Genomic DNA, 12,234 nt, shown 5'->3' on the forward strand with positions numbered 1-12,234 from the left:
ATCAAACTAAATTTTTAGTTTTTGTTGATGTCATTAGACTTCCTTAAACAGTTGAATATAAAACGTTATTCCCTCATCAGAATTTTAAGCTAGCTCGAAGTTAATGTAAACCAATTGTTTATTTAGGTTTACATTTGTATAGAAATAGCCTTATTATAAAAAGGAGAAACTATTAAATCCTAATTAAATGAGGAGAATTAATATGAAATTAGCTGAAAACATTTTACAAGGGGAAACATTAACTAAAGATACATTGCTAAAAATTTATGAAGATCCTAACGTAGACACATTAGATTTATTAAACGAAGCTTATATATTAAGAAAACACTATTACGGCAAAAAAGTTAAATTAAACATGATTTTAAACGCAAAAAGTGGCATTTGTCCTGAAGATTGTGGTTATTGTGGTCAATCTAGGGATATGAAGCAAAAACAGCGGTATAGTTTAGTACCAGAAGAACAAATTGTTAGTGGTGCCAAAGTAGCGCATGAAAACAATATAGGCACTTATTGTATTGTTATGAGCGGCAGAGGTCCAAGTAATAAAGAAATTGACCATATAAGTAGAACTGTAGAAGAAATAAAATCAAATCATCCTCAGTTGAAAGTATGTGCGTGTCTTGGGTTAACCAATGAGGAACAAGCTAAAAAACTCAAAGCAGCTGGTGTTGATAGATATAACCATAATATAAATACGAGCGAAAACTATCACGAAGCAGTTGTAACCACACATACTTATAAGGATAGAACCAATACTTTAGAAATTATGAAAGCAAACAATATTTCACCATGTTCTGGTGTCATTTGTGGTATGGGAGAATCAAATCAGGATATTATTGATATGGCGTTTGCCTTAAAAGAAATCGATGCCGATAGTATTCCTATTAATTTTTTACATCCCATTCAAGGCACAAAGTTCGGGGAAATGGATGAATTGACTCCTATAAAATGCTTAAGACTTATCGCCTTATTTAGACTCGTTAATCCATCTAAAGAAATTAGAATTGCTGGCGGTAGAGAGGTTAATTTACGGTCACTACAACCTTTAGCTTTGAAAGCTGCAAATTCAATATTTGTAGGAGACTATTTAATTACTGGAGGACAGCCTAATCAATTAGACTATAAAATGATTCAAGATTTAGGTTTTGAAATTGACTTTGGATACAATGAATTGAAAGGAAATTAGAAATAAAACTGCTATTAATGCTATGCTTTGGTCTATCTTTTGGTGGTGCAAGAATCATATTCAGAAAAATAATCGTAACAGCATACGCGAGTCACACTGTAAAAAGCGTTTATTCCCTGGGAAATGCATTCGGCCTACCCATTCTTTCTGTTTGTATTTACCTAGGTATGTTGAATTTAAATTTTGTTTGGTTACCCTCATTCATTTTATTAACTATATTACTTATTTTACTTAAAACGCAATACAAAAAAGGCGCTCTGTAGATGAAAACTCAAATAGTTAAATTATAAAATTTATTACATGAATAAGAGATCCTCAGATTTAACTATTTGGGATTAATTTTAGGCAAAGCTAACTTTATATTTTCATAAGTGCGCAATTACCTATCTTCTCTTTTAAGTATAAAATTCTTCACAAATTTATATTTTTTCTGGTCGTATTTCGCGTATGAGTAACTTAGCACACTAAATGCAGCGGCGCCTAGTAAATTCACAAATAAATCTTTCATTGTGTCATGTATACCAACGTCAAGATATCCATCATTAACAACATTTTCAACACGATTGCCCGACGCATCTCTACTCTCTATAACGGTTTTCTCAATATTATCAATGTGGTGTACAGTATTGTGCTCATTAGCCATCGTTGCACTATTCACTTTTTGAACAACATGGTCTTTTTGCATATCCATACCCATACTCTGGTCAACAGTATATTCAAAAAACTCCCACATCACACCAATCGTCATAGAAAAACAAAATGTAACGATTGCAAGAAACAATGGATTTAAATTGATTCCTTTCACATTTTTATTAAGTAAAAATACTAGTGAAAATCCAATACCTGCAGCTAAAAATCCATTAATCGAATGAAGCATTGTGTCCCATAACCTGAAATAACTGTAAAAATCTCCAAGTTCACCTAAAATCGTGGAACTAAAAATAAACAGTATAATAATAAATTCAAGCAAGTTAGGAATTTCAATTTTTAATAAGCGTTCAGTAAGTTGTGGAATGGTAAATAGCACAAGCGTCAAGACAAGAGTGAAAATGACATCCCATCTATGGATAAATATCATTTCATTCATAAGATTTAAAATAACAATTAAGCGTAAAATGACATATATAGTGATTACTTTTTTATTTGCCGTTTTCGTGCTACTCGTAAATATCTTTTTAAAACGATTCATAGACAACATTCTCCAATACTTATAGCGTATAACTTACAACCAATGAAATGATATATAAGGAGGATTTTTCATCACTGTTTTCTCCAATTATATAAATCCTTTTTATCTTCATATCCATAGCTTTGACATCATAATACTTATGTTATTTCTTAGCAAGATTATGTGCCTTTAAAATATTTAACACAGTAGCTGTTAATAAAGTTATCGAGTTTCTTAAACTATAACATTACAAGGGACATAGAAACGAATACGCAAACCTGTTAAATGAATATAATAACATTCTAAGCGAATTATTTTTAGCGTCATGTTTGATGTATTTCTACATATAAGATACTAAAACTTGAACTATAATCAATAAGAGTATAGTATTCCATTTATGAATTTTCAAAAAAGCACTTAATTTCCTTTTATTAATATTTGAATGCACATTACATGAAAATAATATATAACAGCGATAAATACTTTTAATCACAAGCAATATGGAGGCGATTATAATTCAGAAATTAATTTCAATAGTGGTAACAGTATATAACAAAGAATCTTTTTTAGAAAATTGTATTCAATCCTTAATTAATCTAAATATTGATAAGTCACAAATTGAAGCTATTTTTGTAGATGATGTTTCTACAGATGGTTCATACGCAATATTAAATCGTTACGCTGAACAATATGAATTTATTCGAGCTATTCAATTAGATGAAAATTCAGGCGGCCCTGCAATCCCACGTAACGTTGGTATGCAAGAAGCCAATGGAGAATATATAACTATACTAGACGCTGATGATTGGTTAGAAGCAGAAGGTTTTCCTAAATTAATTCGTCAGATGCAAACACACCATTCAGATATTGGGTTTGGTCAATGTTACAAACATATGAATAATGAAATAAGAAAAGTAGCTAACTTCGCTTCTTATAAAGAAGATAATGGACTCGTTCCTCATGAAATTTATAATATCTTCAGAGCTGTTGGCCCTTGGGGTAAAGTATTCAAGCGGTCAACTGTTATTGATAATAATATGAAGTTCAAAAATTTAAAATATGGAGAAGATAAACTATTTTATTCTGAATTAATTAGTAAATCTCAAAGCGCCTCTATGACGCCAGAACCTGTCTATCATGTAAATCGTTATGCTGATAATATTTCATTAATAAAAGCCACTGACATGATTGAAAAATCTCATTTTAATTTAGATGTACTTAAAGAAATAATTCAAATGGAACTACCTGAATATGCTAAGGAGCAAATCTTATGTCGTATTATAGAAATGGATTTTATGTCTCGTTTCTTAGTTACAAAAACATTCTTAAATTCAAATGACAAAGCTTTCTTTTATCAACAATTCAATGAAGTTGAGTCTGTTATCACAGATGCAGGCTACGATATGGAAAAATTATTAATAAATGATAAGTATAAAAATGTTTATAACACATACCATCATAATAAAGAAAACTTTGTAGATTATATTGAATATATGCTTTTTGAAGAAAATACTCACAAATATATTAAAGATCACATGGTTTATTTTAAATATCCTGAAAAATTCAGTAACTTGCTTGAACTTAAGACAAAATGTACTGCCGTATACAATGGTACAAGATTAATTAACAATACATTTTATGATGTCATTGAAGTGTTTAAACAACCTAGTGTATCCATTGATGCAGTAAAATTAGTCAAAATTCAAGATGACCGTTTTAGTAAACAAGTGGATTTCATATTAGAAAATGACTCTATTTATATTAAAACAGACGATTTGAAATTTGAAGATATTGATTTTAATATTTCAATTCAATATAACGGCTTTGACCAAGTATTAGTTCGTGCAACTTATCCAAATGTTAATGGCCATAGTATATTAAAACGTCAGAATCTTGATATTGAATTTATTTCAGATAAAAAAGACCATGTTTCATCAAATACAAATCATTACCTAATGGATGCGCCTGACCATATTGTTGCGAAACAGGAAATTAACAGATATAAAAATACTGATTTCAATGATCCAATAGACTCAATTGCTAAAGGTCAGCTTATTAAAATTAAAGCAACTGGAAAAAGCACTGATCAAATGCCTATATTAATCACAAATGATGATTTCTACATCACAGCTGATAAAACGTTGGTAACACCAATTAATCTTAATAAAATTGAAGGTTATGTATCTCATATTCCAAAATCAGTAGAAGTTATAAAAAAATGCAAACTATACGAAAGTATTGCTTTTAACGACGCACCAATTAAAACTTTAAAAGTTGGAGCGACATTAGATATTGTTGATCTTGCATTCACTGACAAACTTACACCGAGATTAAAAACTGCTGATGGCTATTATTTAACAGCAAATGAAAAATTTGTTAATACTTTAAGCTAATTATATTTAAGATGACAAAACGCAATCTCACTATTATTAAGTGGATTGCGTTTATTTTTAGAAGATAGCGAAAGTTTCAGGTCAGATGTTTTCTTAATTTTTACGATTAACAGCATTTATTGCATCAACAAGTGTATATCTAAAAGCGTGTTTTTCCAGTGTAGCGATTGCTTTAATTGTACTCCCTCCAGGAGAAGTTACATCATCTTTCAATTCAGCTGGATGTTTTTCAGACGCTTGGGCTAATTTTGCAGCACCAATTAGCATTTCAGTTATGACTTTATAAGACAACGCCCTATTCATACCATTTAATACAGCCCCATCTGATAAGCCTTCAATGAAAACATCGACAATAGCCGGTCCACATCCTGAAAGTGTGCTAAATATATCTAATTCACTTTCGTTCACTTTAACCAGATTACCTAAAGGTTTAAAGACAAAATTAATCGTTTCTTCATCAACATATTGGTTATGCGCATAACCTAAAATACCTTGATTTATTTCGACAACAGTATTAGGTAATAAACTAACAATAGGTTGTGCTTGCGGTAAAATACCTTCCATTCCTTCGATAGAAAGCGATGGTACGACAGAAACGATAACCGTATTTTCACTCATTACATCACTCAATTTTTCCAAAATTCCTCTAGCGTCACTCTCGTTAACCATTAAAATAATCATGTCACTTTGCTCTAAGTCATTATATGTGTCGATTACATTAGCATTGACACGCTCTGCAAGTACTTTAGCTTTATTGCTTTTACCAGATTTGATATAAATATTATTCATATTTAAGTGATTTGATTTATAAAACCCTTTTACCATCGCTGAGCCCATACTGCCTGCACCAATAATTCCTATTTTCATATTTAAACGCCCCTTTTAAATGCTTAGTATTTAAAACCCTTGTTTTCGTCGTATTTTTAATTTATTAAATGAAAATTCACTCAAGAACGTTGAAGCAATCAGTATTATTCCTCCAATTATTTGTAACATCGTAAATTGTTCACGTAAAATAAGGCCCGATATAAAAATTGCGACTAATGGATCGATATAGCTTAATAATGCAATATTTTGACCGTTTAATTTTTCCATACCAGAAAAGAATAACCAAAAACCAATACCAGTATTAACAACGCCTAAAATAAGAATGAACGGTATCGCAGAAATTTGTGTATGAATTTCAAATCCACCACCAACGCCAAAGACGAAAGGAAGCAAAATCAAAGTTGTTATGCCTAATTGAAAAATAGTTAAATCCATACGGCTACCCTGTTTAATAAACTTATTAGTAAGCATTAAACAGGCGTAACAACTCCCCGCAAGCATACTAATTAGAATTCCTAACACATCATTTGATCCAGGCTGTAGAAAACCATTACTTAAAATAAATATCAAGCCTATAAGTGAAGCGATAATACATAACACACTTTTTTTACTCAATGCTTCTTTTAAAATGAATGGAGATAGCAGTAATACAATAATCGGACCAAAATAATAGCCTAAAGTTGCATTTGCAATACTCGTATATTAATATGATTGAAATAAAAATACCCAGTTACCTGCTAATGCAAAACTAGAAATAATGATGAGCCATTTATAATGCTTCAAAAAAGTAAAATTTAGTCTTTGCTTACGCATAATGTAAAACAATAATAAAAAACTAAAACCAATAAAACTGCTAAGCATCGCTATTTCTATGGAAGTTAAATTTATTTGTTTAATGATAAGGTCTATCGTTCCAAAGATGACCATTGATGCTATGAACTGGATTAATGCTTTCATCGTTGCATCCTTTTCAATACGTTTAATTTCTTAGACAAATTATCACTCCTTCATTAACTAAATGTTAGCAAGGTATTGTGCTTTATGGAATAATCACTTAGTATAATGAGCATAAACTAGGAGTTAAAAGAGGCGATTGTATGGAAATAGATTATATAGAAGATTTGTTTTCTGTAGTTGAAGCTAAAAGTTATAACAAAGCTGCACTTGAAAGAAATATAAGTACACCCGGCATTAAGAAAAGAATTGCTCAAATAGAACAATATTTTGGTTATAAAATATTCGATGCAACCCCTAGAGGTGTCAGCTTAACGAATGAAGGTTTAAAGCTATATGAAGGACTTAAATCAGTAAAACAGCAAATTGATTATTTAAAAAATCAAGATACTGAAGTTTTAAAAGTAGGTATTATTTCAAATTTTCCATTAGACAAATTGCATAAAATGAATAATCAAAATGAACGCATCAGATTGTTTCCCGCCAACAGCACCGAGGAATTAGTAAATAAGCTTAAACAAAGTAAATTAGACTTGGTCATAGGTGAACAAATTGAGTTACAAGAAGGTGTTTATTATGAATATTGGTTTGAAGAGCCCTATGAACTTGTATTCTCTAAACAGAACGCATTAAATGAAATAACTCATATTGATGCAGAAGTCTTAGCTCAGCAACATTACTATTTATTAGAACCACCGGGTGATACATTTGATTTTAAAAATAATAATATTAATCCACAAAAAATGGATTTATCCTACGTCAAAGATAGAGAATCCATTTTAAATTTTATAGCTACAAGTGAAAGTGTAGCCATCTGTCCGCAGTCATATATGGAAAAGGTGAACAGTGATATGTATACGCACATTAAACTTCCAAATGCCTTGCGAACGATAGGTATTTACGCAAGAAAGGAAAAGCACATAAATAATTTTCACAGTATCTTAAAAGAAAACACAAAATAAGACTGTAGACAAAGTCTCCGACTTTGTTGGCATTTTTTTATGCACGCTTTCCGCGGGCACTGCCTTAGCCTGTAGTCTTCGGCTAGTGCTATTCCCGCAGGAGTCGGCATAAATCACTGCCCATATTACACAAAAAATATTATAATAAATAAATTAAACAGTGGTGGTCTTTATTATGTTGAATAAATCAATTGATAGAAGAGATCAATATGAAATGATTTCTATCTCTGAATTAGTTCCTAATAATCATTTATTACGTAAGGTCGATTCGATATTAGATTTAAATTTTGTATATGAACTTGCGGAGGAGATATTGTCTTGATAATATTTTGACATAAAAGAAACCCCTAAAAGTTAGATTTTTAAGTCCAACTTTTGGGGTTCACATTAGTGAAGGGTTTGTCTACATTCTGAGACTGTAGATAAATCATTTATTTAACTAATGAGTGTGAGCTTGAGGGTCAATTTCACAGCTTCCCCCTGAACCATAATTATTAGGTTCTCTATTACCAGTGATAACTAATACATATAAAGTATATAGTGCTATTACTCCAGCAACAACTGCACCAAATGCACCAGCTAATAATGTAGCACCAATCATACCACCACTACCTGAGCTTGCTACTGCTAAAACACCTACAATAAATACAATAGTTGCCACCATCGCTATGAAACCACTGATATGCGAAACGATTGCAAGAACCATCGTACGATTTGTATCATGTAAACGTCTGGCCATAACGGTAAATGAAGGAATAATAATTGCAATTGCGAATACACTGCTTAGTAAACCTGCTGATACTATTCCTAAAAGCGAAGATATTACGAAGTTAATCCAAAAAGGATGCCAAAAGTTAGGACGAGTAGATCTGCCATTAATGTCCAAAAAACGCGTCCAAAATTCTTTATAACTTTGAATAACTTGATTTTGTGAATTGTTCATATAATTTCCCCTTTAGTTTAATAGTAATAGTATACGAAACTAAAGATGCATATAGCAAATAGCTTTTAAAAAAGATGTATTAAATCCTTAATTTCAATTTCAAAATAAGTTTTATTCACTTTTTATTTATATGTAAAATACAGAATGTTTCTGCTATTGATCAAATAGCTATTTCGATGTCATATTTCAAAATAAAATTTTATAAAATCAAAAAAGAACTGCACATCATAAATGACATACAGTTCCAATTATCTTAAATCTAATCAGGCGATTCTTGTTTTTCACTTTAATCAACCATGAAAAATCTTCCTTGAGCATCAATCACTTAGAACCATAGGTCTGCGAGCAGTTCCATCGATTGTTTTCTTTTTTCTGGATCATACGTATAAGTCACAGTGATAAGTTCATCTGCTCCGGTCTCTTCCGTGAATGCTTCTAATTTATTACGGACTGTTTCAGGTGAACCAACCGCTTTAATACTGAACATTGATTCCATCATTTTTCTTTGTTCTTCTGAACCTAATTCTTCAGGATCAACAGGTGGCTGTAGCTTACGTCGCTGACCAGTATGCATGTCTCTCATCATTTGAATCGTCGTTGTCCAAATTTTTTCTGCTTCTTCGTCAGTTGGTGCCACAATGACATTAATTCCCGCCATGACATACGGCTCATCAATCTGTGAAGTTGGCGCATCTGTCTTGAACGTAGAACGATACATGTCAATTTTTTGTTTATAGTCATCAGGTGCAAAATGTGTCGCAATAGAATACGGCAGTCCAAGCTGTCCAGCAATAGATGCACCATTTATACTTGAGCCCAATACCCAAATTGGTATATGCGTACCTGTACCCACTGTCGAAGTAACCGGAACACTGTTACCGAGACCTTCATCACTGAACCATCCCATGAGGTCAAAAATAGAATTTGCAAAAGTCTGTGCATCACTATCAGAACGCGTAATGAGTTGAGATGTCTTTTGATCAGTGCCAGGCGCTCTTCCAAGTCCAAGGTCAATTCTACCTGGATAAAGTTGAGCAGTCGTGCCGAAATTTTCAGCTAACTGCAATGGTGAATGGTTTGGCAACATAATACCGCCCGAGCCTACACGAATATTTTCTGTTCGTGCTGCTGCCATCGCAATCAATTGTGATGTAGCACTGGATGCAAGATTTTTTGTATTATGATGCTCAGCAAACCAAAGTCTCTTGAACCCAAGATGATCTACAAGCTCTGCATTATCCATAGATGCTTCAAGTGCTTCTTTGACTGTCTGATTTTCCGAAATGCCTACAAGTTCGAGGACACTTAATGGTATATGTTTTGTCATTTAATTAGTACTCCTTTATAAACCTTATTGAATATGGATGGTTTTATAATTTGATATAACGCCTATACTTTTATATTTAAAACGTATATGGGCATCACACAATTAAAAAAATCCTCTGCTTATTCCATCATAAAACACCAGGCGATATAAAGATAATTTACTGTTTATGGCGTGTTTATCACCCAAGTTTATTATCACAATTCTTTTAGGATAATTCAGTAGTGACCATTACAATATTTTAATTATATTATGCTATAATTATTTAAAAAGGAGGCTAATATGACTAACGGATCAGAAGTTTTAATATGGAAACAGAATAAAGTCGCTAAGAAACTTATCGAAGCGCATGCCACTTCGCCCGAACATGCTAGGACTTACGAAAGTTTAAATATTAAATACAATAGGACGTTTAAAAACTTATTAAAAAAAGATGTAATTAAACAAACGGGTGATAAATACTACCTTGATATAGCAGCATGGGATAAATTTAGAAAATCTTTCAAAAGACTATTTCTACTTTAAAAACATCGATAAATTAAAAGGTTTGTTTCCTAAAAATATAAAAAACAAACCTTTTAAACTATATAATATAACTTTTGATTAAGCACTTTGTCGTCTTCTTATGTGCTTTTCACTTTTAATCCACGGTAACGATTAAGCGTTGCACAGAATTCCTGCTTTCTCGGTAAAGCTAAATTTCCTGGATGTCCATGAAATTGTGAGAGTGCATCTAGACCGTTTTGCTCTATAAAATCATAGAGCTTGTCAGCCGCTTGAGCTAAAGTGTCTTGCTCATTTAATAGATGGTTCTGATAATAATCAATCATGTCCGCTAAACACTGTGTTTGGCTGTTATCTACCAACTGTTCCAAACCTGATATATCAATAAGTTCCTTACCATATAAAATGGAATACCGTCCTTTGACTTTAAAACGATCTTCTTTTCCTTTTTTAGAAAAACTAGATTTTAACGGAATTCGCGTAGGAATGTCACCGAATTTTTTATCTATGTTCATGCTTTTAATACTATCGTTTGACGCCGCAATGGATTTAGCTTGTGCTGTAACATCTTTCAATACATACTCATCCATCATCAACACTTGATCTGCCGCCTCAAAATAATCCCCCGAGCCACCCACAATTAAAATTGTAGAAACATCATAATCTTTATAAAGTGATGTTACCTTACTCGCAAATGGTGTGATAGGTTCTTTCTCAGGCGCAATCAGCTGTTGCATACGGCTATCTCGAATCATGAAGTTTGTTGCAGAAGTGTCCTCGTCAATCAGCAATAACGATGTATTTGCTTCTAATGCTTCCATCACATTCGTTGCTTGTGACGTACTGCCGCTCGCATTTTCAGTCGAGAATTGTCGTGTATCTTTATTTCCCGGTAAATTATTTATAAAAGGACTGATGTTCACTTTTTCTATATTTCGTCCATCTTCTGCACGTATTTTCATAGCATCATGACAAGTAATCACATATTCTCTACCGTCACTTGCAATATGATTATAGACACCACGTTCTAATGCTTCAAGTATCGTTGACTTACCATGAAAACCGCCGCCTACGATTAAAGTAATCCCTTTCGGAACGCCCATGCCAGTGATGCTTTTTCCACTCGGTAAAGACAATTCAACTTCTACATTTTTCGGACTATTAAACGCTACAGCACCCGATAATTGTTTGTCAGAAACCCCACTTTTACGTGGTAATATAGAACCATTTGCCACAAATGATACAAGCTGTCTTCGGTCGAGTTCTTCACGAATAAACGCTTGGTCCAACATTAATGTAACTTGTGTCTTTAATGCAACTTGATCAATATTTTTATAAAGTAATGCGTGCTCTACAATTTCTGGTAACGTGTCAGTTAATATATTTGCTGCAACTTTTCCTAAAATTTTTCTACCTGCGGCTGGCAAACTAATTTCAAGTCTCACTTCAATGTCCTGTTTATTGATCACAACAGCAGTTCGCTCTAAAATCTCTTGACCACAACGATCAATAAAAATATTGCTAGCACTTTTTGCGTGTTTATCGCTATGTTTCAACGATTCTATGTTTTCTTTAAACGCTCGAGTCAGAAAGTCAGATACTGCAATAATTTTATTTTTTGAATCTAGCATATCGTCCGGAATATTTGCTGTTTCACGAGTCATGATAACTCTCATTTTTGAAGGTGGCGCATACGGGTCCACTTGCGCATGATCAATCGCAAAACGGAACTGCTTAAACTGATACACTCCCTTTAGGCGCTTATATGCACCATACTTCTGTCCATCTAATGATCTTAATAACTGCGCGAATTCTGTAGCTTGTTTCAATAGCGTACCTCCTCAAGTGATTCTTCTTGTTTCATTTTTTATTAAAATACTTTAGACGCTCTTTCTAATATTTACCCAGTATAAAATATTAGATTAACTGTGTACAATATTTATTTTTTGTAGTAACACTATCTCTGACAATA

At 32.5% G+C, this 12,234-nt stretch carries 11 protein-coding genes and 1 pseudogene; 5 read left to right on the plus strand and 7 right to left on the minus strand.

Features of this window, described 5'->3' with window-relative positions; translation table 11 throughout:
* Positions 1 to 202: 202 nt before the first annotated feature.
* Complete coding sequence (gene bioB / locus AST02_RS08085; RefSeq protein ID WP_069817236.1) at positions 203 to 1,186, plus strand: biotin synthase BioB; 984 nt, start codon at positions 203 to 205, stop codon at positions 1,184 to 1,186.
* 379 nt (positions 1,187 to 1,565) lie between these two features.
* Here the strand turns inward: bioB and AST02_RS08090 are convergent, their stop codons facing one another.
* The gene (locus tag AST02_RS08090) at positions 1,566 to 2,375 is read right to left on the minus strand and encodes a hypothetical protein (RefSeq protein ID WP_069817237.1); all 810 of its coding nucleotides are present in this window, start codon (positions 2,373 to 2,375) and stop codon (positions 1,566 to 1,568) included.
* 515 nt (positions 2,376 to 2,890) lie between these two features.
* On the opposite strand from AST02_RS08090, the gene AST02_RS08095 reads away from it, so the two are divergent.
* The gene (locus tag AST02_RS08095; protein WP_081332978.1) at positions 2,891 to 4,747 is read left to right on the plus strand and encodes a glycosyltransferase family 2 protein; all 1,857 of its coding nucleotides are present in this window, start codon (positions 2,891 to 2,893) and stop codon (positions 4,745 to 4,747) included.
* A gap of 93 nt (positions 4,748 to 4,840) precedes the next feature.
* Here the strand turns inward: AST02_RS08095 and proC are convergent, their stop codons facing one another.
* From proC to AST02_RS14610, 3 genes are all read right to left on the minus strand, one after another.
* Entirely contained in the window at positions 4,841 to 5,614 is a 774-nt protein-coding gene (gene proC / locus AST02_RS08100) for a pyrroline-5-carboxylate reductase (protein ID WP_069817239.1), read from the minus strand.
* A gap of 30 nt (positions 5,615 to 5,644) precedes the next feature.
* Entirely contained in the window at positions 5,645 to 6,175 is a 531-nt protein-coding gene (locus AST02_RS14605; RefSeq protein WP_370736929.1) for a DMT family transporter, read from the minus strand.
* A 102-nt stretch (positions 6,176 to 6,277) separates the two neighbouring features.
* Complete coding sequence (locus tag AST02_RS14610) at positions 6,278 to 6,532, minus strand: hypothetical protein (RefSeq protein WP_319020793.1); 255 nt, start codon at positions 6,530 to 6,532, stop codon at positions 6,278 to 6,280.
* A 140-nt stretch (positions 6,533 to 6,672) separates the two neighbouring features.
* Here AST02_RS14610 and AST02_RS08110 point away from each other — a divergent pair, with 140 nt between their 5' ends.
* Complete coding sequence (locus tag AST02_RS08110) at positions 6,673 to 7,491, plus strand: LysR family transcriptional regulator (RefSeq protein ID WP_069817241.1); 819 nt, start codon at positions 6,673 to 6,675, stop codon at positions 7,489 to 7,491.
* Between the two features lie 175 nt (positions 7,492 to 7,666).
* Positions 7,667 to 7,817: pseudogene (locus tag AST02_RS14380) on the plus strand (IS5/IS1182 family transposase); the annotation flags it as partial.
* Positions 7,818 to 7,930: 113 nt separating this feature from the next.
* Here the strand turns inward: AST02_RS14380 and AST02_RS08115 are convergent.
* Together AST02_RS08115 and AST02_RS08120 are read right to left on the minus strand one after the other, a co-directional pair.
* Positions 7,931 to 8,434 carry a DUF805 domain-containing protein gene (locus AST02_RS08115; protein WP_069817243.1) on the minus strand — a complete coding sequence of 168 codons (504 nt, stop codon included), beginning with the start codon at positions 8,432 to 8,434 and terminating at the stop codon, positions 7,931 to 7,933.
* 325 nt (positions 8,435 to 8,759) lie between these two features.
* A complete protein-coding gene (locus AST02_RS08120) occupies positions 8,760 to 9,761 on the minus strand; it encodes an LLM class flavin-dependent oxidoreductase (protein WP_069817244.1) in 1,002 nt (333 codons plus the stop codon).
* A gap of 279 nt (positions 9,762 to 10,040) precedes the next feature.
* Between AST02_RS08120 and AST02_RS08125 the strand changes: the two genes are divergently transcribed.
* On the plus strand, positions 10,041 to 10,283 hold the full coding sequence (locus AST02_RS08125) for a hypothetical protein (protein WP_069817246.1): 243 nt from the start codon (positions 10,041 to 10,043) through the stop codon (positions 10,281 to 10,283).
* A 98-nt stretch (positions 10,284 to 10,381) separates the two neighbouring features.
* Here the strand turns inward: AST02_RS08125 and AST02_RS08130 are convergent, their stop codons facing one another.
* The gene (locus AST02_RS08130; protein ID WP_069817248.1) at positions 10,382 to 12,091 is read right to left on the minus strand and encodes an ABC-ATPase domain-containing protein; all 1,710 of its coding nucleotides are present in this window, start codon (positions 12,089 to 12,091) and stop codon (positions 10,382 to 10,384) included.
* Positions 12,092 to 12,234: the final 143 nt, after the last annotated feature.

Origin of the sequence: Staphylococcus equorum (genome assembly GCF_001747895.1) — a bacterium.
Lineage (GTDB): Bacteria > Bacillota > Bacilli > Staphylococcales > Staphylococcaceae > Staphylococcus > Staphylococcus equorum_A.

Bases quoted from the DNA above. Each gene is read 5' to 3' on its own strand.
- AST02_RS08120 (WP_069817244.1), bottom strand. From the start codon at position 9,761: ATGACAAAACATATACCATTAAGTGTCCTCGAACTTGTAGGCATTTCG.
- AST02_RS08115 (WP_069817243.1), bottom strand. From the start codon at position 8,434: ATGAACAATTCACAAAATCAAGTTATTCAAAGTTATAAAGAATTTTGG.
- AST02_RS14610 (WP_319020793.1), bottom strand. From the start codon at position 6,532: ATGAAAGCATTAATCCAGTTCATAGCATCAATGGTCATCTTTGGAACG.
- AST02_RS08125 (WP_069817246.1), top strand. From the start codon at position 10,041: ATGACTAACGGATCAGAAGTTTTAATATGGAAACAGAATAAAGTCGCT.
- proC (WP_069817239.1), bottom strand. From the start codon at position 5,614: ATGAAAATAGGAATTATTGGTGCAGGCAGTATGGGCTCAGCGATGGTA.
- bioB (WP_069817236.1), top strand. From the start codon at position 203: ATGAAATTAGCTGAAAACATTTTACAAGGGGAAACATTAACTAAAGAT.
- AST02_RS08110 (WP_069817241.1), top strand. From the start codon at position 6,673: ATGGAAATAGATTATATAGAAGATTTGTTTTCTGTAGTTGAAGCTAAA.
- AST02_RS08090 (WP_069817237.1), bottom strand. From the start codon at position 2,375: ATGAATCGTTTTAAAAAGATATTTACGAGTAGCACGAAAACGGCAAAT.